General features: G+C 66.7%; 24 protein-coding genes. 9 read left to right on the plus strand and 15 right to left on the minus strand.

Annotation, left to right across the window (positions count from 1 at the left end; translation table 11 throughout):
- Positions 1–5 precede the first annotated feature (5 nt).
- The 6 genes from Q331_RS0109310 to Q331_RS20875 all read left to right on the plus strand — a co-directional run bounded on the left by Q331_RS0109310 (position 6) and on the right by Q331_RS20875 (position 6,720).
- On the plus strand, positions 6–1,091 hold the full coding sequence (locus tag Q331_RS0109310) for an AbrB family transcriptional regulator (RefSeq protein WP_026380457.1): 1,086 nt from the start codon (positions 6–8) through the stop codon (positions 1,089–1,091).
- On the plus strand, positions 1,081–1,767 hold the full coding sequence (locus tag Q331_RS20870; protein WP_051630922.1) for an SDR family NAD(P)-dependent oxidoreductase: 687 nt from the start codon (positions 1,081–1,083) through the stop codon (positions 1,765–1,767). Before Q331_RS0109310 ends, Q331_RS20870 begins: the two co-directional genes overlap by 11 nt.
- A 2-nt stretch (positions 1,768–1,769) precedes the next feature.
- Positions 1,770–3,155 carry an MmgE/PrpD family protein gene (locus Q331_RS0109320; protein ID WP_051630949.1) on the plus strand — a complete coding sequence of 462 codons (1,386 nt, stop codon included), beginning with the start codon at positions 1,770–1,772 and terminating at the stop codon, positions 3,153–3,155.
- The gene (locus tag Q331_RS0109325) at positions 3,152–4,231 is read left to right on the plus strand and encodes an isocitrate/isopropylmalate dehydrogenase family protein (protein ID WP_210164933.1); all 1,080 of its coding nucleotides are present in this window, start codon (positions 3,152–3,154) and stop codon (positions 4,229–4,231) included. The genes Q331_RS0109320 and Q331_RS0109325 overlap by 4 nt, the downstream gene beginning before the upstream one ends.
- A 102-nt stretch (positions 4,232–4,333) precedes the next feature.
- Positions 4,334–5,047: an FCD domain-containing protein gene (locus Q331_RS0109330; protein ID WP_245615583.1), complete on the plus strand. Its 714-nt coding sequence runs from the start codon at positions 4,334–4,336 to the stop codon at positions 5,045–5,047.
- 176 nt (positions 5,048–5,223) lie between these two features.
- Positions 5,224–6,720 (plus strand): MmgE/PrpD family protein, encoded by a 1,497-nt coding sequence (locus Q331_RS20875; RefSeq protein ID WP_051630923.1) that lies wholly within the window; start codon positions 5,224–5,226, stop codon positions 6,718–6,720.
- Between the two features lie 121 nt (positions 6,721–6,841).
- On the opposite strand, the gene Q331_RS0109340 is transcribed toward Q331_RS20875, so the two are convergent.
- Positions 6,842–7,375 carry a cytochrome b gene (locus Q331_RS0109340; protein ID WP_051630925.1) on the minus strand — a complete coding sequence of 178 codons (534 nt, stop codon included), beginning with the start codon at positions 7,373–7,375 and terminating at the stop codon, positions 6,842–6,844.
- Positions 7,376–7,688: 313 nt separating this feature from the next.
- On the opposite strand from Q331_RS0109340, the gene Q331_RS20880 reads away from it, so the two are divergent.
- A complete protein-coding gene (locus Q331_RS20880) occupies positions 7,689–9,002 on the plus strand; it encodes an MFS transporter (RefSeq protein WP_051630928.1) in 1,314 nt (437 codons plus the stop codon).
- Positions 9,003–9,057: 55 nt separating this feature from the next.
- Here the strand turns inward: Q331_RS20880 and Q331_RS0109355 are convergent, their stop codons facing one another.
- The 11 genes from Q331_RS0109355 to Q331_RS0109405 all read right to left on the minus strand — a co-directional run bounded on the left by Q331_RS0109355 (position 9,058) and on the right by Q331_RS0109405 (position 19,482).
- Positions 9,058–9,369, minus strand: coding sequence for an antibiotic biosynthesis monooxygenase family protein (locus Q331_RS0109355; RefSeq protein ID WP_026380462.1), 312 nt, complete (start codon positions 9,367–9,369; stop codon positions 9,058–9,060).
- 125 nt (positions 9,370–9,494) lie between these two features.
- Complete coding sequence (gene gph / locus Q331_RS0109360) at positions 9,495–10,181, minus strand: phosphoglycolate phosphatase (protein WP_026380463.1); 687 nt, start codon at positions 10,179–10,181, stop codon at positions 9,495–9,497.
- On the minus strand, positions 10,181–10,735 hold the full coding sequence (locus Q331_RS0109365) for a thioredoxin family protein (protein WP_026380464.1): 555 nt from the start codon (positions 10,733–10,735) through the stop codon (positions 10,181–10,183). Before Q331_RS0109365 ends, gph begins: the two co-directional genes overlap by 1 nt.
- 11 nt (positions 10,736–10,746) lie before the next feature.
- Complete coding sequence (gene rpe / locus Q331_RS0109370; protein WP_026380465.1) at positions 10,747–11,430, minus strand: ribulose-phosphate 3-epimerase; 684 nt, start codon at positions 11,428–11,430, stop codon at positions 10,747–10,749.
- Positions 11,427–12,374, minus strand: a complete 948-nt coding sequence (cbbX, locus tag Q331_RS0109375; protein ID WP_026380466.1) for a CbbX protein — start codon at positions 12,372–12,374, stop codon at positions 11,427–11,429. The genes rpe and cbbX overlap by 4 nt, the downstream gene beginning before the upstream one ends.
- 80 nt (positions 12,375–12,454) lie before the next feature.
- Complete coding sequence (locus Q331_RS0109380) at positions 12,455–12,877, minus strand: ribulose bisphosphate carboxylase small subunit (protein WP_026380467.1); 423 nt, start codon at positions 12,875–12,877, stop codon at positions 12,455–12,457.
- Positions 12,878–12,912: 35 nt separating this feature from the next.
- Positions 12,913–14,370, minus strand: coding sequence for a form I ribulose bisphosphate carboxylase large subunit (locus tag Q331_RS0109385; RefSeq protein ID WP_026380468.1), 1,458 nt, complete (start codon positions 14,368–14,370; stop codon positions 12,913–12,915).
- A 38-nt stretch (positions 14,371–14,408) separates the two neighbouring features.
- The gene (gene fba, locus Q331_RS0109390) at positions 14,409–15,491 is read right to left on the minus strand and encodes a class II fructose-bisphosphate aldolase (RefSeq protein WP_026380469.1); all 1,083 of its coding nucleotides are present in this window, start codon (positions 15,489–15,491) and stop codon (positions 14,409–14,411) included.
- A complete protein-coding gene (tkt, locus tag Q331_RS0109395) occupies positions 15,491–17,530 on the minus strand; it encodes a transketolase (RefSeq protein ID WP_051630930.1) in 2,040 nt (679 codons plus the stop codon). The genes fba and tkt overlap by 1 nt, the downstream gene beginning before the upstream one ends.
- A gap of 17 nt (positions 17,531–17,547) precedes the next feature.
- A complete protein-coding gene (locus tag Q331_RS0109400) occupies positions 17,548–18,423 on the minus strand; it encodes a phosphoribulokinase (RefSeq protein WP_026380471.1) in 876 nt (291 codons plus the stop codon).
- A gap of 9 nt (positions 18,424–18,432) precedes the next feature.
- Positions 18,433–19,482: a class 1 fructose-bisphosphatase gene (locus Q331_RS0109405; RefSeq protein WP_026380472.1), complete on the minus strand. Its 1,050-nt coding sequence runs from the start codon at positions 19,480–19,482 to the stop codon at positions 18,433–18,435.
- Between the two features lie 122 nt (positions 19,483–19,604).
- Here Q331_RS0109405 and Q331_RS20885 point away from each other — a divergent pair, with 122 nt between their 5' ends.
- A complete protein-coding gene (locus Q331_RS20885; RefSeq protein WP_084174963.1) occupies positions 19,605–20,618 on the plus strand; it encodes a LysR substrate-binding domain-containing protein in 1,014 nt (337 codons plus the stop codon).
- Between the two features lie 28 nt (positions 20,619–20,646).
- Here the strand turns inward: Q331_RS20885 and Q331_RS0109415 are convergent, their stop codons facing one another.
- Entirely contained in the window at positions 20,647–20,931 is a 285-nt protein-coding gene (locus Q331_RS0109415) for a YrhK family protein (protein ID WP_026380473.1), read from the minus strand.
- 269 nt (positions 20,932–21,200) lie between these two features.
- Here Q331_RS0109415 and Q331_RS0109420 point away from each other — a divergent pair, with 269 nt between their 5' ends.
- A complete protein-coding gene (locus Q331_RS0109420) occupies positions 21,201–22,049 on the plus strand; it encodes a c-type cytochrome (protein WP_026380474.1) in 849 nt (282 codons plus the stop codon).
- A 9-nt stretch (positions 22,050–22,058) separates the two neighbouring features.
- On the opposite strand, the gene Q331_RS0109425 is transcribed toward Q331_RS0109420, so the two are convergent.
- Positions 22,059–22,439, minus strand: coding sequence for a DUF6980 family protein (locus Q331_RS0109425; protein ID WP_084174964.1), 381 nt, complete (start codon positions 22,437–22,439; stop codon positions 22,059–22,061).
- 23 nt (positions 22,440–22,462) lie between these two features.
- Positions 22,463–23,053, minus strand: coding sequence for a HupE/UreJ family protein (locus Q331_RS0109430; protein ID WP_026380476.1), 591 nt, complete (start codon positions 23,051–23,053; stop codon positions 22,463–22,465).
- Positions 23,054–23,163: the final 110 nt, after the last annotated feature.

Genomic DNA, 23,163 nt, shown 5'->3' on the forward strand with positions numbered 1-23,163 from the left:
GTCGCATGACAGCGGCGCCAAGCGCGGGTTCGAACCGGCCGTCGGCCCGGATCCGCCAGCTCGTGACGACCTATGCGCTCGCCGCCGTCGCCGGCGCCGCCGCTGCCTGGCTGGGCATGCCCCTGCCCTGGATGCTCGGGCCGTTCTTCGTCTTCGCGGTGCTGTCGGCGGCGGGCGGGCGCTTCCGGCTGGTGCCGAAAGGACGCGAGCTCGCACAGGTAGCGATCGGGCTTGCGATCGGGCTTCGCTTCACTGGCCCGGTCGTGGCCGCGATGCTTTTGCTGACGCCCCAGATGGTGATGGCGACGCTGTACCTGCTCGTGGTCACGACGGCGGCCGCCCTCCTGTTCCGCCGCCTCAGCGGGGTCGACCCGGTCACCGCCTTCTTCGCCACGGCGGCGGGCGGCGTGGCCGACATGGCGGTCGTCGCGGAACGCTTCGGCGGCGTTCCCTCCTCCGTGGCGGTCGTCCACGCGATGCGCGTGTCGCTGGTCGTGGCCACGGCGCCCTTCATCGTTCTCGGCACGGCCGGGACCGGCGGAGGTGGCGGGCTCGGGGAGCCGGGTAGCATAGCGGGGCTTCCGCTTCTGATCGCGGGGCTGCTGGCGGCCTATCTCGGCGCCCTGCTCTTGCGGCCGACGCCGCTTCCCAATCCATGGCTCGTCGGCCCGATCCTCGCCGGGATGGCGATGGCTCTGGCCGGCCTTACCGGGATCGTCGTGCCGGGCTGGCTGATCATGATCGCCCAGATCGTGCTCGGTGTCTGGCTCGGCTGCCAGTTCCGGCGCGACCTTCTGACGGCGCTGCCGCGCGTGACCGCCGCAGCGGTCGCGGTCGGCGGCTTCCTTGTGGCGATGGCCGCGCTCGGCGCGGCGGCGCTGACCGGGCTGAGCGACCTTCCCTTCGCCACGGCCTTCCTGTCGCTCGCTCCGGCGGCGGTCACCGAAATGGTCCTCATCGCCAAGGTCATGCACCTCGACGCCGAAACCGTCGCCGCCTTTCACGTGATGCGGATCGTGATCGTGGCGACGACGGTTCTGGGCATCTTCAAACTCTACTGCGCTATCGTGGGGACGAAAATTGGACCTTGAATACCGCAACCGCCGCGTTCTTATCATCGGCGGCAGCTACGGCATCGGCGAAGCAACGGCACATCTGGCGCTCGCGGAAGGCGCCGAAGTGGCGATCGCATCTCGCAGCGAAGACAACCTTGCAGCGGCCGCCTCGCGGATGGAAGCCGCCCTCGGGCGGCGCCCGCAGACGATCGTCGCCGACGTCACCCAGCCCGGCTCCGCCGAAGAGCTCGCGGGGCGGGTATCCGATCTCTGGGGCGGGCTCGACGTGCTGGTCTCGGCCGTGGGCGGCAGCATCCGCTCGGCCTTCGCCGAGCTGAGCGACGAGGACTGGCTGGGCAACTACACCTTCAACGTGCTTTCGACCGTGCGGGCGATCCGCGCGCACCTGCCGCTTCTGACCTCCGGCGAGGCTCCCGCGGTGGTGATGCTGGGCGCCGCTGCCTCCAAGATGCCCTATGCGCACCAAATCGTCTCGAACGTGCACAAGGCCGGCCTTCTTGGTCTCAGCAAGACGCTGGCCTCGGAATTCGCGCCGCTCGGCATCCGGGTGAACCTCGTCGCGCCGGGACGGACGCTGACGCCGCTCTGGACCAATCGCGCCGACAAGATCGCCGCCGAGGAAGGGCGCAGGCGGCCAGGCGATCAATGTCGACGGCGGGATCGCTCGCGGCCTGCTTTAAGGAGAGAATGAAGATGAGCGGACATCACGCCACACCTCCGGGAACCCCGGAGGTCACCCGGCTGCTTGCCGATTGGATCGTTGCGCTTGAGGGTTCGGACATTCCCGACGAGGTTCGGCGCGAGGGGCTTCGAACCTTTGTGAACTGGGTGGGCTGCGCCGTTGGCGGCGCGCGCCACGAAACGGTCGACGCCGCGCTGAGGGCGATCGGGCCGTTCTCTGGTCCGAAGGCCGCGACGGTGCTCGGCCGGCCCGAGCGGCTGGACCCGCTGAAAGCCGCGCTTGTGAACGGCATCACCTCGCATGTCCTCGACTACGACGACACGCATCTGAAGACGATCATCCACCCTGCCGGGCCGGTCGCCTCCGCGCTTCTGGCGCTGGCGGAGACCAGGAAGATGAGCGGCAAGGACTTCCTCACCGCGCTGATCGTGGGTGTCGAAGTCGAATGCCGTCTCGGCAACGCCGTCTACCCCGACCATTATGACCGCGGCTGGCACATCACCGGAACCGCCGGCGTCTTCGGCGCCGCCGCAGCGGTCGGCAAGGCCATCGGCCTGTCGCGCCAGAAGATGCAATGGGCGCTTGGCATCGCCGCCTCGCAGGCCGCCGGCCTGCGCGAGATGTTCGGCACGATGACGAAGAGCTTCCATCCCGGCAAGTCGGCCGAAAACGGCCTGCTCGCAGCGCTGCTGGCCGAGGCGGGCTTCGATTCGTCCGAACGGGCGCTGGAGGCGCCGCGCGGCTTCGCCTGCGTGATGTCGCAGAAACAGGACTGGACCGAGATCCTGGGCGAACTCGGGACCCGCTGGGAAGCCGGACTGAACAGCTACAAGCCCTTTGCCTGCGGGATCGTGATCCATCCGACCATCGACGGCTGCCTGCAGGTCCGCACCGAGATCGGCGAGCGCGTCCACGACATCGCCAAGGTCCACCTGACGACGCATCCGCTGGTGCTGGAACTGACCGGCAAGCGCACGCCGAAGACCGGGCTGGAGGGCAAGTTCAGCGTGTTCCACTCCGCGGCCTGCGCGCTGCTGAGGGGCGACGGCGCCCCGACGGCCTTCACCGACGAGGTGGTGAACCTGCCCGAGATCATCGGCCTGCGCGACCGGATCGAGGCGACGGCGGACCCGGCCTGCCACGAGGCCTCTGTGACGATCGACGTGACCTTCGGCGACGGCAGCACGATGCAGAAGCACGTCCACCGCGCCATCGGCAGCCGCGACGTGCCGCTGTCCGATGCGCAGATCGACACGAAGTTCCGCAACCAATCGGCGCTGGTGATCGGGACGGCGGCGACGGAGGCCCTTCTCGCGCTCGCCTGGAAAACGCCGGAACTGGCGGATGTCGCGACGGTGCCCCGGCATTCCGTGGCGGTGCCGGAGCTGGCGACGTGACAGCCGCGCGGGCGCTGCGTATCGGTGTTCTGAACGGCGACGACATCGGGCACGAGATCGTGCCCGCCTCCGTCACCGTCGCCAGCGCGGCGGCGGAGGCCGAGGGGCAGGCGATCGACTGGGTTCAGCTGCCGCTCGGCCGCGCCGCGCTCGACAGCCACGGGCACACCATGCCGGAGGGCACGCTCGATGCGCTGGCCGGGCTCGACGGCTGGATCCTCGGCCCCATCGGACACCGCGACTATCCCAAAGTGCCCGAGGCGGTGAACCCCCACCCCATCCTGCGCAAGCATTTCGATCTCTTCGCCAACCTGCGCCCCACACGCTCCTACCCGGGCATCGGCTGCCTGCGCGACGACATCGATCTGGTGATCGTGCGCGAGAACAACGAGGGGTTCCAGCCCGACCGCAACCTCCATATGGGCAGCGGCGAGTTCCGCCCGAACCCGGACCTGACGATTTCGGTGCGCGTGATCTCGCGCGAGGGGTCGCAGAAGGTGGCGCGCGCCGCCTTCCAGATCGCCCAAACCCGCAAACGGCGACTGACGCTGGTTCACAAGAACACCGTCTTCAAGCTCGGCTGCGGCATGTTCGTGGAGGGCTGCTACGAGGTGGCCGAGGAGTTTCCCGACGTTACCGTCGAGGAGGTGATCGTCGACACGATGGCCATGCGGCTGGTGCGCGATCCGCAGAGCTTCGACGTGATCGTGACCACCAACATGTTCGGCGACATCCTGACGGACGAGGCCGCCGGACTTGTCGGCGGGCTCGGCATGGCGCCGGGCCTTTGCATCGGCCGAGGATCGATCGCCATGGCGCAGGCGACCCACGGCTCGGCCCCCGACATCGCGGGCAAGGGCATCGCCAATCCTTATGCGATGATCGAATCCACGCGGATGCTGTTCGAATGGCTGGGACACCGGCACGAACGGCCGGCCTGCCTGGCGCTTGCCGCCCGCATGCGGCGCGGCATGGACCGCGCGCTTGCCGACCCCGCCACAAGGACGCCAGACATACGCGGAAGCGCCACGCAGCAGGCGATGGTGGAGGGCATCCTGGCGGGGATGGAGGAGTGAAGAAACCGCCAAGTGGTGAAAACAGAGGTTCCTTTCGCTGGATCGAGGCGGTTTTGGTATATAACGACCGGTATATTCGGGTCTTGTGATGAAGGAGCGATCGTGTCGGACGGCAGCGCATTCGACGGGGTCATGCCGATGGCCGAGCCGAAGACGGATCGCTCGCTTTCGCTTACCGAGCAGACGGAACGCCGGCTGGAACATCTGATCCTGACCGGCGAATTGCTGCCGGGCGAGCGGCTGAACGAGCTTGAGCTCGCGCAGCGCTTCGGGATCAGCCGCGGCCCGGTGCGCGAGTCGATGCAGGCGCTCTACGCCAAGGGCCTCGTGGAGATGATCCGCAACCGCGGCGTCTTCGTGCGCGCCATCTCGACCAAGGAGGCGATGGAGCTCTACGACGTGCGGGCGGCGGTCTTCGGACTGGCCGGGCGCATCCTCACCGACCTCGTCGATGACGACATCCTTGCCCGCATGCACCAGTTCCTGGAGGAAATGGAGGTGCTGGCCAGGACGCGGAACTTCGACGATTATTATCGGCTGAACCTCGCCTTCCACGATTATCTCATCACCACCACCGGCAACAGTATCCTCGTTGCCGAGTACCGCGGCTTCGTGAGCAAGCTGCATCTGTGCCGCGCGCGCGGGCTCGTTCAGGCCGGCGGCCTTGCCGTTTCGAACCGCGAACACCGCGAAATGGTCGATGCCATCGCCTCCGGCGACAGGCTGCGGGCGCAGGAGGCGTTCTTCCGCCACGTCGAGCGTGCGAAGCTTCGCTTCCGCTCGACCGTGGAGCAGGCCGGCACGACAACGGGCTGATCCCGCCCCCATCCAAAGACCGCATGCAAGGCGTGGGCGCGCCGCCTGGCGCTGGGCGCCAGCATATTGTCGACGCAATGCGCTGGCGGATTGACGTTGGCACATCAATCGCCGACAATATTTTCATCTAGTTCTTATTTTTTCCAAGATTGCCGACAAATTAGGAGGGCGCTGCGATGACGGCGGAGCTTCGACAGCCGGGAACGGGCGACGCCACGGCGCATCTTGAAGGGCTAACGGCCGCGGCTGCGCGCTTTGCGGCCACGCACCTTTTCGAGCATCTCGATGCTGAGACATTGCGGATCGCTCGGCGCTGCATGCTCGATGGGCTGTCGGTGATGCTGGCGGGGAGCGACCAGCCCGGCATGGCGCCGCTCCTGTCGTTCCTCGAAACGCAGGCAGGCGCAGCCCAGGCACGGCTTATCGGCCTTGCGCATCCGGGTCTGCCGGCACCGGCCGCGGCGCTCTGGGCCGGAACCGCCGGTCACGCCATGGACTGGGACGACACCCAGCTCGCCGAGGGGCCCGGACGTCCCTACGGGCTTTTGATGCATCCCACGGTGCCGCCGCTCGCGGCAACGCTCGCGCTTTGCCAGACCGTCGCGGCAGAGACCGGCGCGCCGGTCGACGGACGGCGCTTTCTCGCCGCCTTCACGGCGGGCTTTGAAGTGGGCTGCAAGGTGGCCGAGGCCATCGCTCCCGACCATTACATGCGCGGCTTCCACACTTCGGGCACGATCGGCACCTTCGCGGCGGCGGCCGCGGCGTCGAACCTTTTGGGTCTCGACAGCGAACAGACCGCGCGCGCCCTGGGGATCGCGGCCTCGATGGCCGCCGGCATCCGCGCGGGCTTCGGCACGATGACGAAGCCGCTGCATGTCGGGCGCGCAGCCGAGAACGGCGTCACCGCCGCGCTCCTGGCCCGGCACGGCCTTTCGGCGAACACGGAGGCGCTCGACGGGCGCTGGGGCTACCTTGCCATCGCCGGTCCCGGCGGCGAGCCCGCGCTCGTGCGCGAGCGCTTCGGGGCACCGCATGCGATGGTCTCGCCGGGGGTCAGCATCAAGCCCTACCCCTCCGGCGTGCTGACCCATCCCAGCATGGACGCCATGCTCTTTCTGATGCGCGAGGAGGGGCTCGCGGCAGAGGACATCGCCGCCGTGCGGCTGTGCGCCGGCTCGAACGTGCTCGGCCCGATCCGCTTCCGCATCGCCCGCACCGAGCTTGAGGGCAAGTTCTCCTTCGCTTTCCTTCTTGGCGCGATCATCCTGCGCGGACGCGCCGGCAAAGCCGAGTTCACGGACGCATTCGTCGCCTCGCCCGCCTGCCAGGACATGCAGGCACGGATCGAGACGCACTTCGATCAAGAGATCGAGGATATGGGCTGGGACCGCATCCGCTCGCGCGTGGAGGTCACCACCCATGACGGACGGGTCCTGAGCCGCTGGGCCGACGAGGCCTATCGCGGCGGCCCGCACAACCCGCTGTCAGACGCCGATCTCGCCGGCAAGTTCCGCGACTGCGCCGAGGGGCTTCTGGATGGAGCGCGGCAGGAGGAGGCGCTTGCCCGCGTCATGGCCTTTGAGGAAGAGAGGGACGCCGCAGAGCTGTTCGATATCCTCCAGTGGCAGAGCCCCCCGACAGGGCGCCGACGCCCGCGCGGCCTTTTTTGACAATCTGCGGCACGTCAAGCAGACCACCGCTTTCGACAAGGAAGCAAAGCGAGGCTCGCGCTACTTAGCGCCCTGATGCGGGCCGCACGGCCGGCGCCAGGGCCGGCCGCCTCCTGCCGCCCTACGGCCGGCCGGTGAACCACATCTTCTGCATCAGCCCGTCGCGGCGGACGAAGTGGTGATAGAGCGCGGCGCCGGCATGCACCGTCACGAGCGCCAGGATGAGACGCGCGCCGAAGCCGTGCGGCCGGCGCGGACGCAGCATCTCGAAAGGTGGCAGCATGCCCGGCGCATCAGTCAAAAGCTGCGGCGCGGCGCCCGAGCGCAGGATGAGGCTGAGGCCGCTGACGGTCATGCCGAGGGGAACCAGAACGAGAAGGAGATGCACGGCCCTCGCCAGCACGCCCTTGCGCTCCGCGCCGCCGGCGCCCGGGACCTGCTTCGGCTCGGCCACCCACCAGGCGATGCGCGCCAGGGTCAGCACCGCCGCCAACAGGCCGGCAAGGACATGCAGGCGCAAGGCGTCACGCCCCGCCATGCCGATATTGTCGGCCGCAAAGCCGGAGACGAGCGCCACCAAAACCGTCGCGGCGATCGACCAATGCAGGAAGACCCTCACCTCGCCATAGGCTCGCGGCGTGCTCCTTATCATCATCGCATATCTCCCTCGGCTGCGGCGCGGCAGAAAGGCATGCAGGCCAGCAGCGCCATCCTCATCTCGCCGCGCCAATCACATAGCAAGCTATGTATCATCGCATAGCTTGCTATGTAATAGACATCTAGGAAAATGCTCCGGCTCTGCCACATATGCTGCGCATGGATGAGCTCCCGCCCCGCACCATCGCGCCGGTCTGTGGCCGGCCCTTACGGCTTTCAGGAGGAAACAACGCAAGGAAACGCGCGCCCCGCATCGCCGGCGCGTGCAAGCCGGCGCTTGGTGAAACGGCCTCTGCCGTGTCACATCGGCGATGATGGACGCTTCCGACACGCCGATATCGCCCGCCGGGCCGGGCGCACGCCGCCGCCGGCTCGGCGTCTTCGCCTGGTGCTCCTACGACTTCGCGCATTCGGCCTTCGGCACCATCGTCACCACCTTCATCTTCGCCCCCTATTTCATCTCCGCCGTGGCGCCGAGCCCGACGGAGGGCACCGTCATGTGGGGTCATACGACGAGCATCGCGGCGCTGTGCGTGGCGGTGCTGAGCCCCGCGCTCGGGGCCATCGCCGATCGCGGCGGACGGCGCAAACCGTGGATCGCCACCTTCACCAGCCTGTGCGCCGTGCTTGCCTGCGCGCTTTACTTCATCGAGCCTTCGACGGATTTCGTCTGGCCGGCGCTCATCCTCTTCGCCATGGCGCTGATCGCCTCCGATCTTGCCTGGGTGTTCTACAATTCCATGCTGCCGACGCTGATCGCGCGCGAGCGCGTCGGGCGTATCTCCGGCTGGGCCTGGAGCCTGGGCTATTTCGGCGGCATGGCCTCGCTCGTCCTCGCCCTTGTCTTCTTCGTGCGCGAGGACGCGCCGCTGAAAGCGCTCGACAGCGGCGCCCTTGAATCGGTGCGCGCCACGGCCATCCTCGCAGGCCTGTGGTTCGCGCTCTTCGCCCTGCCGCTCTACTTTCTGACACCCGACACGCCGAAACTGCCGATGTCCGTCGGCGCGGCGGTGACCTCCGGTCTGAAGGACCTCGCCGCGACGCTGCGGCATGCCAGGCGCCACGCCAATATCGCCTTCCTGCTTCTGTCCTGGCTGTTTTCCTCCAACGGGCTGGCGACGCTGTTCGCCTTCGCCGGCATCTACGCCGCCGGCACCTTCGGCATGTCGCTCAGCGAGGTCACGCTGCTGGCCATCGGCGTCAACGTCACAGCCGGCATCGGCGCGGCTATCTTCGGCTGGGTCGACGACTGGCTGGGGCCGAAGAAGACGATCCTCGCGGCGCTCCTCGCCCTCTTCGTCCTCGGCACGATCCTGGTGCTCACGGAGGAAAAGGCCGTGCTGTGGGCGGGCGGTCTGGCGCTCGGCGTCTTCATAGGACCGGCGCAATCGGCAAGCCGCTCCTTCATGGCGCGCCTGGCGCCGCCGGGAATGGAGGCGCAGATCTTCGGGCTCTACGCCCTGTCGGGGCGGGTCACCGGCTTCATCGGCCCGGCCGTGCTCGCCTTCGTCACGGCGGCCTTCGACAGCCAGCGCGCCGGCATGGCCTCCATCCTCGTCTTCTTTGTCCTCGGCATGGTGACGCTTTTGTTCGTGCGCGAGCCGGCGAAGGAGGGGGCGGCATGAAGCGCCATAGCGCCTGCCCAAATCCGGGCGGCACCGTGGCGCCCCCCGCAGGCTCCTACTTCACGTCGTCGACCACCTCGAAGCCCTCAAACTCCGGCGGGCCGAGATAAAGCGGCTTGTTGTCGCCGGCATTCTTGTGGGCGGCACGGAAATGCTCCGATTTCGTCCAATTGGCAAAATCGTCGAAGGAGCGCCAGACGGTGTGCGAGGCAAAGAGCACGTGATCCTCGCGCTCGGGGCCCTTGAGGAACTGGAACTCCACGAAGCCCGGCACCCTGGAAAGCTGGGAATCGCGGCTGCGCCAGATCTCGGTGAACTCCTCCACGGCCTCCGGGCGGACCTTGAAACGGTTCATGGCGATAAACATGGGTGAAATCCCTCAATTGTCGGCCTTCCGCCGAAAACATGACAATGACAATCGCCTTATAGCCGGCTCGGCACGGAAAGCCAGCCTCTCTGGAGCCTTTCCAGGACGGCAGGAACGGGCGCGCCTTACGCGGCGCGGCCCATCAAGCGGATCGCGGAGACGATTTCGCCAAGCTCGTCAACGACCTGATCGGCGCCGAGCTCGGCGGGAGGTATGGCGGTGTAGCCGTAGCTGACGGCGATGACCGCAAGGCCGGCGGCACGGGCGGCGCCGATATCGGCCGGACTGTCGCCGACCAAGAGCGCCTCCTCGGCGGCAACGCCAAGCTCCTTCAGCGCCCGGAAGACCACGGCGGGATCGGGCTTCTTCGGCAGGCCGCTATCGCCGCCGATGACGACGGAGAAGAAGCGCTCGACCTTCAGCCCCTCCAGGATGAGCCGCGTCGCCTCGGCCGGCTTGTTGGTGAGGACGGCAAGGCGGATATCCTCGCCGGCAAGGCTCTCAAGCGTTTCGGCCACGCCGGGAAAGAGCCGCGTCTTCAAGGTGGCGCGCGGCTCGTAGAGCGACAAGAAGAGGCGGGTGAAGCCTTCCAACTCCTCGCCGGCCAGCTTGCGCCCGCGCGCGGCAAGGCCCCGCTCCACCAGCCTTTCCACCCCGTCGCCCACCATCTTGCGCACCTCGCCCTCCGACAGAGGGTCGAGGCTCTCCGCCTCCAGAAGCGCGTTGAGCGCCCCGGCAAGGTCCGGGACGGAATCGACGAGCGTTCCGTCAAGATCGAAGAGGATGGCCCTGGGCCAGGTGGCGGCCGCCATCAGGCGGCCTTCCATTTGATGGAGCAGCCCATGGAGGGGATCTGCTCGCGCGGGCCCTCGCCGGTCTCGGCGACCTGCCTCATCGCCTCGAACAATTCGCGCGGCGCATCGCTCGGCCCCGCCTGCTTGCGCGAGGCGTCGAGGCGGCCGCGATACTGCAGCTCCAAATCGGCGTTGAAGCCGAAGAAATCCGGCGTGCAGACCGCGTCCCAGGCGCGCGCCACCTCCTGGTCCTCGTCGTGCAGATAGGGGAAGGCAAAGCCGTGCTCTTGGGCAAACCTCGCCATGTTGTCGAAGGAATCGTCGGGATAGGTCTCAGCGTCGTTGGAGCAGATGGCGACGGTCTTGACGCCAAGCGCCTCCAGTTCCTTCGCATCGCGCACCAGCCGGTCGATGACGGCCTTCACATAGGGGCAATGGTTGCAGATGAAGGCGACGAGCGTGCCCTTCTCGCCGGCCAGCTCGGCCAGGGAATAGGTGTTGCCATCGGTCGCCTTCAGCCGGAAATCCGGCGCCTTCCAGCCGAAATCGCAGATACCGGCGGTCGCTGCCATGCAAATCCTCCTTACGCAGCCTTCCGCAACGCGCCCTCGGCGGCGCCGCGGATGGCTTCGATGTTCTGGCGGTAGGCCTCCTCGTTGCCGCCCTTGAAGACGGCCGAGCCGGCGACGAGAACGTCCGCCCCGGCCTCCGCGAGCGCCGGCGCGGTCTCAGGCGTGACGCCGCCATCGATCTCGATGCGGATGTCGCGGTCGCCGATCATCGCCTTCACCCTTCGCACCTTCTCCACCACCGCGGGGATGAAGGCCTGACCGCCGAAGCCCGGATTAACGCTCATCAGCAAGATGAGGTCGAGCCGGTCGAGGACATATTCCAGCGTCGTCTCCGGCGTGGAGGGGTTGAGCGAGACGCCCGCCTTGACGCCGAGACCGCGGATCGCCTGAAGCGAGCGGTCGAGATGCGGGCCGGCCTCCTGATGGACGGTGATGTATTCGCAGCCGGCCGCGGCGAAGGCCTCCAGATAAGGGTCGGCAGGAGCGATCATCAAATGGCAGTCGAAGACCTTCGGCGAGGCGCCGCGCAACGCCTTGATGACCGGCGGGCCAAAGGTGATGTTGGGGACGAAGTGGCCGTCCATGACGTCGAGATGGATCCAATCGGCGCCGGCCCGGTCGACGGCGGCGACCTCCTCGCCGAGCTTGGCGAAGTCGGCGGAAAGGATGGAGGGGGCGATCAGAATGTCGCTCATCGGGCTTCCTGTGTCTGGCGTTCGGCGTCGGTCGGCAAGCTGAAGACACGGCTCGGGGTGATGTCCTCGGCCGCGATGAGGGAAAGGTCGTCCGCCGTCAGCGGTCCTTGCGCGCCCTCAAACAGCCGATTGGCCTGGCGCAGGCGGGCGCGGTCAAGGGCGTTGCGCACCGAACGCGCGTTGGCAAAATGCGGCTGCTGGCGGCGCCGATCGATATAGCGGGCGAAGACCTCGCGCGCCTCCTCGGAGAAGCTGTAGCCTTGCTCCTTCAGCATCATCTCGGCGATCCTTGAGAGCTCCTCGTTGGTGTAGTCGGGAAAGTCGATATGATGGGCGATGCGCGAGCGGAAGCCCGGATTGCTCTCAAAGAACCGGTCCATCTTGTCGGCATAGCCGGCGAGGATGACGACGAGGTCCTCGCGCTGGTTCTCCATCACCTGCAGGAGGATTTCGATGGATTCCTGGCCATAGTCGCGCTCGTTTTCCGGCCGGTAGAGATAATAGGCCTCGTCGATGAAGAGGACGCCGCCCATCGCCTTCTTCAGGATCTCCCTCGTCTTCGGGGCGGTGTGGCCGATATACTGGCCTACGAGATCGTCCCTGGTGACGGAGACGAGGTGGCCCTTGCGGATATAGCCGAGGCGGTGCAACAGGTCGGCCATCTTCATGGCCACCGTCGTCTTGCCGGTACCGGGATTGCCGGTGAAGCTCATATGCAGGGTGGGGGCCTCATGGGCGAGGCCGAGGCGCTTCCTGGCCCGCTCCACCAGAAGCAGGGCCGCCGTCTCGCGGATGCGCTTCTTCACCGGGGCAAGGCCGACCAGCGTCTCGTCGAGCTCACGCAGAACGTCGCCGACGCCGGATTCCTCGAACTCCCGATGCAGATCGACAGAGGTGACGGGTTCCTCGGTTACTTCCTCAGGCGAATTCGCAACGTCGTTCATCGCCGATTTCGTCCCTTAACTTGCGCCGCAAAGATGCCGCGCCCCGGCGGGGCGCGGCCGCATCATCAAGAGCGGAGCCCTCAGCCGTAACGCTGGCCTTCGGGCTTGGCCGCGACATAGGGGCTGGTCGTGTAGCGGATATTGCGACCAGCCGCTTCCTGGCGATCCAGACGGAAGCCCGGCTCCTCCTCGCTCGGCCGGTTGACGATAAAGGAGAGCTTGACCGATTCCCAGCCATGGCTGGCATCGAAGGCCGACAGGCGAATATAGCGGTCGCCATAGACCTTGCGGCACTCGTTGAGCTCCATCATCACGCCCGCCGCATCCTCAATGTCGAACATCGGATGGCCCCACATCTCCCAATAGGTGTTGCGGGGATGCGGATCGTCGGTGAACTCCAGGTTCACGGCCCAGCCGTTGTCGATGCAGTACTGCACCTGCTTGGTGATCTGCTCGTCGGTGAGATCGGGCAGGAAGGAAAAGGTGCCCTGGGTAATGCGCATGTTCTTGCGTCCTCTTCGCTGTCTCGGCTTCAGGCTCAGGCGGCGGTCGCCGTCGGCACGAAGTCCGGCGTGTCGGTTGAAGCGTAGTTGAAGGTCACGTCCTTCCAGGTGTCGAGCGCCTGCTGCAGCGGCTGGCACGACTTGGCCGCCGCCTTGAGGATGTCCGGCCCCTCATTGACGATGTCGCGACCCTCGTTGCGGGCAAGGATCATGGCTTCCAGGGCCACGCGGTTGGCCGTCGCGCCGGCCGCGATGCCCATCGGATGGCCGATCGTGCCGCCGCCGAACTGCAGCACCACATCCTCGCCGAGAAGGTCGAGAAGCTGGTGCATCTGGCCGGCATGGATACCGCCGGAAGCAACCGGCATCAGCTTGTTGAGAGAGGCCCAGTTCTGGTCGAAGAACAGGCCGTTCTCCAGCTTCTGCGGGTTAAACTCCTCGCGGCAGATATCGTAGTAGCCCTTGGTCGTGGCCGGGTCGCCCTCCAGCTTGCCGACGACGGTGCCGGCATGGATGTGGTCGACGCCGGCAAGGCGCATCCATTTGGCGATGACGCGGAAGGAGACGCCATGCGTCTTCTGGCGCGTATAGGTGGAGTGACCGGCCCGGTGCAGATGCAGGACCATGTCGTTCTTGCGCGCCCAATTGGCCATCGACTGGATGGCCGTATAGCCGATGACAAGGTCGATCATGACGATGACCGAGCCGAGCTCCTTGGCGAATTCGGCGCGCTCGTACATGTCCTCCATGGTGGCGGCGGTGACGTTGAGGTAGGTGCCCTTCACCTCGCCGGTGGCGGCCTGCGCCTTGTTGACGGCCTCCATGCAGTAGAGGAAGCGCTCGCGCCAATGCATGAAGGGCTGCGAGTTGATGTTCTCGTCGTCCTTGGTGAAGTCGAGACCGCCCTTCAGCGCCTCATAGACGACGCGGCCGTAATTGCGACCGGACAGGCCGAGCTTCGGCTTGACGGTGGCGCCCAACAGCGGCCGGCCGAACTTGTCGAGGCGCTCGCGCTCCACGACGATGCCGGTGGCCGGGCCGTTGAAAGTCTTCACATAGGCCGTCGGCAGCCGCATATCCTCCAGACGCAGGCCCTTCAGCGGCTTGAAGCCGAAGACGTTGCCGATGATGGAGGCGGTCAGGTTGGCGATGGAGCCCGGCTCGAAGAGGTCGAGATCGTAGGCGATATAGGCGAAGTACTGGCCCTCCGCGCCCGGCACAGGATCGACGCGGTAGCACTTGGCGCGGTACTTCTCGGCCGCCGTCAGACGGTCGGTCCACACCACCGTCCAGGTCGCCGTGGAGCTCTCGCCGGCGACGGCCGCGGAGGCCTCAACCGGGTCGACGCCGTCCTGCGGGATCACCCGGAAGCAGCAGATGACGTCGGTGTCCTTGGGCTCGTAGTCCGGCTCCCAGTAGCCCATCTTCTTGTATTCCATGACGCCGGACTTGTAGCGGTCCTTGCCGGTGACGGTCTTGGCTTCGGTATCCATCTCTCTCCTCGCTTTCTAAGTCAGTGACAGCGGCGCCCTCAGGCGGCGGCGCGCGCCATATCGGTCTTCGGGTCGAGCTCGCCCGCCTTGTAGCGCTTGGCCATCTCCGACATCGGGATGACCTTGATCTTGGAGGCGTTGCCCGCCGTGCCGAAGCGCTCGAAGCGGTCGCGGCAGAGGTCGCGCATGGCGTCCATGGCCGGTTTCAGGAATTTGCGCGGATCGAACTCGGCCCGCTTTTCCTGGGCGATCTTGCGGAACTGCCCCGTCATCGCCATGCGGCAGTCGGTGTCGATGTTGACCTTCCTGACGCCGTGGCGAATGCCACGCTCGATCTCCTCCACCGGCACGCCGTAGGTCTGCGGCATCTCACCGCCGAAGGCGTTGATGACGTCCTGCAGCTCCTGCGGCACGGAGGAGGAGCCGTGCATAACCAGATGCGTATCCGGCAGGCGGCGATGGATCTCCTCGATGACATGCATGGCGAGGATGTCGCCGTCCGGCTTGCGCGAGAACTTGTAGGCGCCGTGGCTGGTGCCCATGGCGATGGCCAGCGCGTCGACCTTGGTGGCGGCGACGAACTCCACCGCCTGGTCGGGGTCGGTCAGAAGCTGGTCGTGGCTAAGCTTGCCTTCCGCGCCGTGGCCGTCCTCGGCCTCGCCCTCGCCGGTCTCCAGCGAGCCGAGCACGCCGAGCTCACCCTCCACGGAGGCGCCGACCCAATGGGCCATCTCGGCGACGCGGCGGGAGATGTCGACATTGTACTCGTAGGAGGCCGGGGTCTTGGCGTCGGCTTCCAGCGAGCCGTCCATCATCACGGAGGTGAAGCCGTGCTGGATGGCGGTCAGGCAGGTCGCCTCGTCATTTCCGTGGTCCTGATGGATGCAGAGCGGGATCTGCGGATAGATCTCAATCAGCGCCTCCATCATCTTGGCCAGCATGATGTCGTTGGCGTAGGAGCGCGCCCCGCGGCTCGCCTGCATGATGACCGGCGAATCGGTGGCGGCCGCCGCCTCCATGATGGCGAGGCCCTGCTCCATGTTGTTGATGTTGAAGGCGGGAACGCCGTAGCCGTGCTCGGCGGCGTGATCCAAAAGCTGCCGAAGGGTGATGCGCGCCATCACTCGCTCTCCTTGCCAATATTGATGAATGTCTTGGCCGCTTCGACGATGGCGGCCGGGGTGATGCCGAAATGCTCGTAGAGCTGTTCGTAGGGCCCGCTCGCCCCGAAGCCCTCCATGCCGATGAAGGCGCCCTGCGGACCGATCCAGCGGTCCCAGCCGTCGCGCACGGCCGCTTCCACGGCGATGCGCGGGGCGGAGCCGAGAACCTCGTCCTGATAGGCCTTGTCCTGAGCCTTGAAGAGGTCGATGCAGGGCATGGAGACGACCGCCGCGGCGATGCCCTCCTCGGCCAGCCGGTCGGCCGCCTCCATGGCGATCGTCACCTCCGAGCCGGTGGCCAGGAGCGTCACGTCGCGGGCGCCACCCGCCTCGCGCAGCACATAGGCGCCGCGGGCGGTCAGATTTTCCGACAAATGCTCGGTGCGCAAGGTCGGCAGGCCCTGGCGGGTGAGGCACAGGACCGACGGGCCGTTGGCGTTCTGGATGGCGCAGAGCCAGGCCTCGGCCGTCTCCACCGCGTCGGCCGGGCGGAAGACGTTGACGTTGGGCATGGCGCGGAGCGATTCCAGATGCTCCACCGGCTGATGCGTCGGCCCGTCCTCGCCAAGGCCGATGGAATCGTGGGTCATGACATGGATGACGCGCACGCCCATCAGCGCGGCGAGCCGGATCGCCGGGCGCGAGTAATCGGCGAAGACCAGGAAGGTGCCGCCATAGGGCACGAAGCCGCCATGCAGCGCCAGGCCGTTCATGGCCGCGGCCATGCCGTGCTCGCGCACGCCGTAATGGAGGTAGGTGCCTGAGGCATCGTCCGGGGTGACGGCGCGGTGCGAGGGAACGCGCGTGCCGTTGGAGCCGGTGAGGTCGGCCGAGCCGCCAATCAGCCAGGGCAGCGCCGGAACGAGCTCCTCCAGCACCTTCTGCGAGGATTGCCGCGTGGCAAGCTTAGGCTTCTCGGCGGCGAAGCGAACCTTGATGGCGTCGATCGTGTCTTCCAGATCGGTGTCGAAATCGAGCTCCAGCGCCTCGTGGAAGACCTGGCGCATGGTGGAGGGCACCGACGCCAGCCTGTCGCGCCAGCGGGCATGGGCGGCGGTGCCGCGGGCGCCGACGGCACGCCAGTCGTCGAGCACGTCCTGCGGCACGACGAAGGGCTCGTGAGACCAGTCGAGCGCCTCGCGCACGGCGGCGATCTCCTCGGAGCCGAGCGGGGCGCCATGCACGCCATGGGTACCCGCCTTGGTCGGGGCGCCCTTGCCGATGACGGTGCGGCAGGCGATCAGCGAGGGCCGGTCGGTCTGGCGCTCGGCGGCGATCGCCTCCTCGATGGCGGCCATGTCGTGGCCGTCGACGCGGCGGGTCGACCAGCCGGCCGCCTCAAAGCGCTTCAATTGATCGACGGAGGTCGACAGCGAGGTCGGCCCGTCGATGGAGATGTCGTTGTCGTCGAAGAGGACGATGAGCTTGGAAAGCTTCAGATGCCCGGCAAGGTCGATGGCCTCGTGGCTGACGCCCTCCATCAGGCAACCGTCGCCGGCGATGGCGTAGGTGTAATGGTCGACGAGTTCGGCGCCGAAGCGCGTCTGCATCATCTTCTCGGCGAGCGCCATGCCGACGGCCGCGCCCAGGCCCTGGCCGAGCGGCCCGGTGGTGACCTCCACACCGGCGAGATGGCCATATTCGGGATGGCCGGCGGTCCTCGCCCCGAGCTGGCGGAAATTGGCCAATTGCTCGATCGTCGCTTCCGGGTAGCCGGTCAGGTAGAGCAGCGAATAAAGCAGCATGGAGCCGTGGCCGGTCGACAAGACGAAGCGGTCGCGGTCCGGCCAGGCGGCGTCCTCAGGGTCGAAGCGCATGAACTTGGAAAAAAGCACCGTCGCCGCGTCCGCCATGCCCATCGGCATGCCCGGATGGCCCGACTTCGCCTTCTCCACCGCATCCATGGACAGGACGCGGATGGCATCGGCCATGCGCTTCAGGTTCGGCTCGCCCTCGGCGGAGGCGGCAGCCAGAGCAGCGGATTGCAAGGAAGCCATTTCTCTGTCCTCCGTCTTCACGAAACGCGCCGCTTGCGCTCGATGAGCTGCAGGATGAGCGGCGTCAGAATGAGCTGCATGGCGATGTCCATCTTACCGCCCGGAATGACGATGGCATTGGCGCGGGACATGAAGCTGTCGTGGATCATCGACAGCAGATAGGGGAAGTCGATGCCGCGCGGATTGGCGAAGCGGATGACGACCATCGATTCGTCGGCCGTCGGGATCCATCGGGCGACGAAGGGATTGGAGGTGTCGACGATGGGCACGCGCTGAAAGTTGATCGTCGTCTCGGTGAATTGCGGGCAGATGTAGTGCACGTAGTCGGGCATGCGCCGCAGGATGGTGTCGGTCACCGCCTCGGTGGAATAACCGCGGGTGGAACGATCGCGGTGGATCTTCTGGATCCACTCCAGGTTGATGACCGGCACGACGCCAATCTTCAGATCCGGATACTGGGCGATGTTGACGTCCTCGGTGACCACCGCGCCGTGCAGGCCTTCATAGAAAAGCAGGTCGGATTCGGCCGGAAACGGCTCCCAATCGGTGAACTCGCCCGGCGCCTTGCCCCAGAGCTCGGCCTCCGCGTCGTCATGCACGTAATGGCGGGTGCGGCCGCTGCCCTTGCGGCCGTATTCCTCGAAGGTCGCCTCCAGCTCGCCGAGCAGGTTCGCCTCGGGGCTGAAATGGGAGAAGGAGAAGTCGCCCTTGGCCTTGCGGCGCTCGGTCTCGGCGCGCATCTCCATGCGCGAGAAACGGTGGTAGGCGTCGCCCTCGATGAAGATGGCGTTGACGCCCTCGCGACGGAAAATCTGCTCGAAGGTGCGGCGCACAGAGGTGGTGCCCGCGCCCGAAGAACCGGTCACGGAAATAATCGGATGCTTAGCTGACATTCTTCTGCCTCAGGCCCGAAACAGGCCGCGATGGGTGAAAAGGGGCGAGCGCTCGCCGATCATGGCCGGCGCCTCGTGGTAGCGGGCAATGCGCTCCACCTCGCGCTTGGAGCCGAAAACCAGCGGCGTGCGCTGATGCAGGCTCTGGGGCTCGCGGTCGAGAATACGGTTGACGCTATCGGTGGCGGCGCCGCCGGCCTGCTCCACCAGCATGGCGATCGGGTTGGCCTCGTAGACCAGGCGCAGGCGACCCTCGCCATAGCCGCGGCGATCATCGCGCGGATAAAGGAAGACCCCGCCGCGCGCGAAGATGCGATAGCCGTCGGCGACGAGCGAGGCGATCCAGCGCATGTTGAAGTCGCGCCCGCGCGGGCCGGCCTGCCCGTCGAGGCAATCGTCGATGTAAAGACGCACGCCCTCGTGCCAATGGCGGTAGTTCGACATGTTGATGGCGAACTCGTTGGTGTTGGGCGGGATCTGCACGGTATCGACGATCTGCTGATAGCCGCCGATGCGGTGGGAATAGACAAAGACATGCGTGCCCTCGCCCACCGTCAGAACCAGAGCGAGCTGCGGGCCGTAGACGACGAAGCCGGCGGCCAATTGCTCGCGCCCGGGCTGCGAGAAGCTCTCCCCGACGCCTTCATCCGGCTCGGCGATATGCGGCAGGATGGAGAAGATGGTGCCGATGGAGACGTTGGTGTCGATGTTGGACGAGCCGTCGAGCGGGTCGACGGCCACGGCGAGCGGCGCCTCCGGATTGATGAGGATCGGCGCGCCGATCTCCTCCGATGCATAAGCGGCCACCGGCGCCTGGCGCAGCTCCGCCAGGACGATCTCGTCGGCGCGCACATCGAGAAAACGCTGGCGGTCGCCATCGGCATTGACGGAGCCGCGCGCCCCGCCCAGATCGCCGGCGAGAGCCCCTTGCGAGACCACGTCGCGGATCTGGCGACTGGCGCGGGCGATTGCCCTGATCGTCTCGACGACTGCGATTTTGCGCGGGTCCTTCCCGCTATAGGCTGATAAAAAAGCCTCGAGCGTGCTTAGCCCGGCCATCTCTTCGCCCTCCCCCCGGCCAGGAAACGTTCCCGGCCTTATGGCGCCACGCATACACCCTTGGTTGCCTAAGTAAATTTAATTCTTGTAATTGAAGCAGTAAATATATTTAACTGCCGGCCATGGACTGGATTACGCTTCGCCAGCTCAGGGCCGTCTCGGAGATCGCCCGACGTGGCACAATCGCCAGCGCCGCCAGGGCCTTAGGGCTCACCGGGCCGGCCGTCACACTGACGTTGAAACAAGTCGAGGAGGGTCTCGGCCTCACCCTTTTCGACCGCACCGCGCAGGGGATGCGACTGACTGACGCTGGGATTGCGGTGAACAAAACGGCCGGCGAGGTCGCCGGCGCCCTCAATCGCCTGGAGGAGACGGTGAACGGCCTGAAGGGTCTCAGCGCCGGCACCGTGCAGATCGGCGCCGTCTCCACCGCCAAATACTACACGCCGGCCCTCATCGCCGGCTTCAAGCGCCAGCATCCGATCATCGATATGCGCCTGACGCTCGGCAACCGCGAGGACGTCATCAAGGCGCTCGGGGATTTCACCATCGACTGCGCCATCATGGGGCGCCCGCCCAAGGGCATCCCCGTGGAAGCGGCCGCCTTCGGCGACCATCCGCTGGTCATGATCTCCGGGCCCGAGCACCGCTTCGCCGGCGGCGTCGGGCTCTCCAAGAACGAGCTTTCCGGCGAGACGCTCCTGGTGCGCGAAGCCGGCTCCGGCACGCGCACCTCCATGGAGATGTATCTGGCCGACCTCATCGCCGACAACTCCATCCACTATGTGGAGTTCGGCTCCAACGAGACCATCAAGCAGGCGGTGATGGCGGGCCTCGGCATCGCCTTCCTCTCCGCCCATACGGTGGCGGAAGAGATCAAGGCGGGGCGGCTGGTGGCCATCGACATGGAAGGACTGCCGATCCGCCGGCAATGGTTCATCGTGCGCAGGCGCGACAAGACCATGTCGCCATCGGCCCGCGCCTTCCTCGATTTCGTGGTGCATTCGGGGACGCAGTTCCTGCCGCATTTCCCCAAGCTCTATGCCGAGCTCGGCGGCAAACAGCCCGACGGCGCAGCGCCCACATCATCGTCACGGCCGGAGGCCTTGGCGGGCAAGGCGGCACCGGAAGGCTGAGGGCGCGGCCCCGCACGGCCGGCAAGCCTCAACCGGCGCGCGCCGCCTTCTCCAGATCGGTAAAATCACCGATCGCAAGGTAGTGGAACTCGCGCACGATGCGGATCGTCGGCTTCATGGCGAAACAGGCCGAGCCGACGACGAAGCACCAAATCGCCAAGTTCTCCAGAGGCTTGTAAAAGAACAATATGGAGCCGACGAGGAACAGAATGGCGGCGGAGAAATCGACCGCCGTATGAGCGATCTCGTAGGCGGCATAGACCTTGCGGTGCCGCATGGTGCGCGTTCGGTTGTCGGGATCGAAAAAGGCCATGCCTCTCCTCTTCCGCCGGCAGCTTCTACCGGCATCATCATCTCCTGCGAAAGCCAATCTATCCTAGGCACGCGGTGCTGCGGGAAAAGCCCGTCCTATCGGGCGCGCGACGTTCCCAAGCCATGATCTTGGCGCGTCAAGCAAGCCCGCCGCAACCTGGAAGAATTCTTGCCAAGGCACCTGCCCGTCCCATAGAACAGAGTGTGCGACAGTCTGTCGCACCTATAAGAGAAGGCGGCCGCGGCAGCGCCCCCGCGAGGAGACGACCGATGAGCCCACGCGCAACGCTCCTTGTGGGCGCCCTCCTCCTGGCCGCCCTGCCGGCGCGGGCCGAAACGCCGCTGGAGCGCGGCACCTATCTGATGCAATCGATCGTCGCCTGCGGCAATTGCCATACGCCGATGGGACCCGACGGGCCGGTGGAGGGCATGGAGCTCGCCGGCCAATTGGTGATGAAGGACGCGGCCTTCACCGCCTATGCCGGCAACATCACCCCCGACGAGGAAACCGGCATCGGCGCCTGGAGCGAGGAAGAGATCGTCCGCGCCATCCGCGAGGGCGTGCGCCCGGATGGCAGCCTCATCGGGCCACCGATGCCGATCGAGCATTATCGCCATATGTCTGACAGCGACGTTGAAGCGATCGCCGCCTATCTGCGCAACGTGCCGCCGGTTCGCAACGAAGTTCCGGCCTCCGCCTACAACATTCCCCTGCCGGAGAGCTACGGCCCGCCCGTCGACAAAGTGGCGGAGGTGCCAAGGGACGATCTCATCGCCTACGGCGCCTATCTCGCCGGCCCGCTCGGCCATTGCGTGGAATGCCATACGCCGATGGCCGGACCGGTGCGCGACTATGAGAACCAGCTCGGCGCGGGGGGCTTCCAGTTCCCCGGGCCCTGGGGTGTTTCCACCTCCGCGAACATCACCCCGCACGCGGACGGTATCGCCCATCATTCCGACGCGGAGCTAAAGACCATCATCACCACCGGCATCAAACCGGACGGGCGCAAGATGATGCCGCCGATGCCCTATGCCTATTACGCGCGGATGGAGGAAGGCGACCTTGAGGCGATTATCGCCTATCTGCGCACGCTGCCGCCAAGGGCCTCGCCGCGCTGAGGCGGCGCGTCACGGCGCGCGCCAGGCCGCCGTCAAAAAGCGCTCCGGCAAGCTCTCCCAGGCCTGCGGATCGAGCCCGGCCGCCTCCACCGCCGCGAACCAAGGCTCGCGCCAGCTCTTTGGAAGCGGCGTTCCGCACCAGGGGCAATGGGCGAGGCGCAGATAGGACATGCCGCCGTCGCGGATCGGGATCCCGTATTCGTCGAAGGGCTCGTGGTAGACGAGCACGGTGTCGGGGCATTGCCAGGGATTGGCGTGCTGCGGGCAATCGTGCTCCAGCGCTGCCGCCATCGCCTCGCAGCAATGGCGCGCGCCCGGCGAAGCCGGCCGCCACGGCCAGGCGAGCGGCATCCACAGGACGCGATGCTCAGCGAAGAGGCCGCGCGACATTCACGCGGCCTTGCAAGAACGGCTCAGAGCACGCCGGCGAAAAGGGCGATGCCGGCCGCCGCCGTCGCCCCACCGAGGCCGCGGGCAAGCGCAATGCCCGGCCTGGAGCGGCCGCCCCCCAGAACGAGGCCGATGCCGATGCCGGCCGCATGCAGGCCCGCCGTCGCCAGCGCGAAGCCGAGAAGATAGGAGAGCGCGCTCGCGGCGCCGAGCTCCGTGCCATGGGCGTAGCCGTGAAAGAGCGCGAAGGCGCCGACGAGCACGGCGCCGGCGGCCGCCGGCAGGCGCACCGCCATGGCGACGATGAGGCCGAGAACGACGACCGAGGCGAGAATCACCGGCTCCACGAAAGGCAGGGAGAGGCCGAAAAGCGCCAGGAGAAAGCCGGCAATCATGGTGCCGACGAAGGCAGCCGGCACGGCAAAGAGGGCGCGCCCGCCGAGCATCGCCGCCCACAGCCCGACCGCCACCATGGCGAGGATATGGTCGAGGCCGAAGAGCGGATGCGACAGGCCGGCGGCGAAGGAACCGTGCTCACCCGGATTGAGATGGGCGAAGGCAGGCGCCGTGGCGGCGAAGAAAGCGGCGGCGGAAAGTGCGGTCAATCTCAGCATTCTTTGTCCCTCATTTGGTCGACGGGCGCCCGGATTTCGGTCACACCTCTCGCGCGTCCCGCGCGCGATTTCGCTTTAGGCCACACGCTGTGCACGCTCACAGCCGGTTG

Origin of the sequence: Afifella pfennigii DSM 17143 (assembly GCF_000688515.1) — a bacterium.
Lineage (GTDB): Bacteria > Pseudomonadota > Alphaproteobacteria > Rhizobiales > Afifellaceae > Afifella > Afifella pfennigii.

Coding starts and splice junctions, on each gene's coding strand:
- Q331_RS0109310 (WP_026380457.1), top strand. CDS start 6: ATGACAGCGGCGCCAAGCGCGGGTTCGAACCGGCCGTCGGCCCGGATC.
- Q331_RS0109320 (WP_051630949.1), top strand. CDS start 1,770: ATGAGCGGACATCACGCCACACCTCCGGGAACCCCGGAGGTCACCCGG.
- Q331_RS20875 (WP_051630923.1), top strand. CDS start 5,224: ATGACGGCGGAGCTTCGACAGCCGGGAACGGGCGACGCCACGGCGCAT.
- Q331_RS0109340 (WP_051630925.1), bottom strand. CDS start 7,375: ATGATGATAAGGAGCACGCCGCGAGCCTATGGCGAGGTGAGGGTCTTC.
- Q331_RS20880 (WP_051630928.1), top strand. CDS start 7,689: ATGATGGACGCTTCCGACACGCCGATATCGCCCGCCGGGCCGGGCGCA.
- Q331_RS0109355 (WP_026380462.1), bottom strand. CDS start 9,369: ATGTTTATCGCCATGAACCGTTTCAAGGTCCGCCCGGAGGCCGTGGAG.
- gph (WP_026380463.1), bottom strand. CDS start 10,181: ATGGCGGCCGCCACCTGGCCCAGGGCCATCCTCTTCGATCTTGACGGA.
- Q331_RS0109365 (WP_026380464.1), bottom strand. CDS start 10,735: ATGGCAGCGACCGCCGGTATCTGCGATTTCGGCTGGAAGGCGCCGGAT.
- rpe (WP_026380465.1), bottom strand. CDS start 11,430: ATGAGCGACATTCTGATCGCCCCCTCCATCCTTTCCGCCGACTTCGCC.
- cbbX (WP_026380466.1), bottom strand. CDS start 12,374: ATGAACGACGTTGCGAATTCGCCTGAGGAAGTAACCGAGGAACCCGTC.
- Q331_RS0109380 (WP_026380467.1), bottom strand. CDS start 12,877: ATGCGCATTACCCAGGGCACCTTTTCCTTCCTGCCCGATCTCACCGAC.
- Q331_RS0109385 (WP_026380468.1), bottom strand. CDS start 14,370: ATGGATACCGAAGCCAAGACCGTCACCGGCAAGGACCGCTACAAGTCC.
- fba (WP_026380469.1), bottom strand. CDS start 15,491: ATGGCGCGCATCACCCTTCGGCAGCTTTTGGATCACGCCGCCGAGCAC.
- tkt (WP_051630930.1), bottom strand. CDS start 17,530: ATGGCTTCCTTGCAATCCGCTGCTCTGGCTGCCGCCTCCGCCGAGGGC.
- Q331_RS0109400 (WP_026380471.1), bottom strand. CDS start 18,423: ATGTCAGCTAAGCATCCGATTATTTCCGTGACCGGTTCTTCGGGCGCG.
- Q331_RS0109405 (WP_026380472.1), bottom strand. CDS start 19,482: ATGGCCGGGCTAAGCACGCTCGAGGCTTTTTTATCAGCCTATAGCGGG.
- Q331_RS20885 (WP_084174963.1), top strand. CDS start 19,605: ATGGACTGGATTACGCTTCGCCAGCTCAGGGCCGTCTCGGAGATCGCC.
- Q331_RS0109415 (WP_026380473.1), bottom strand. CDS start 20,931: ATGGCCTTTTTCGATCCCGACAACCGAACGCGCACCATGCGGCACCGC.
- Q331_RS0109420 (WP_026380474.1), top strand. CDS start 21,201: ATGAGCCCACGCGCAACGCTCCTTGTGGGCGCCCTCCTCCTGGCCGCC.
- Q331_RS0109425 (WP_084174964.1), bottom strand. CDS start 22,439: ATGTCGCGCGGCCTCTTCGCTGAGCATCGCGTCCTGTGGATGCCGCTC.
- Q331_RS0109430 (WP_026380476.1), bottom strand. CDS start 23,053: ATGCTGAGATTGACCGCACTTTCCGCCGCCGCTTTCTTCGCCGCCACG.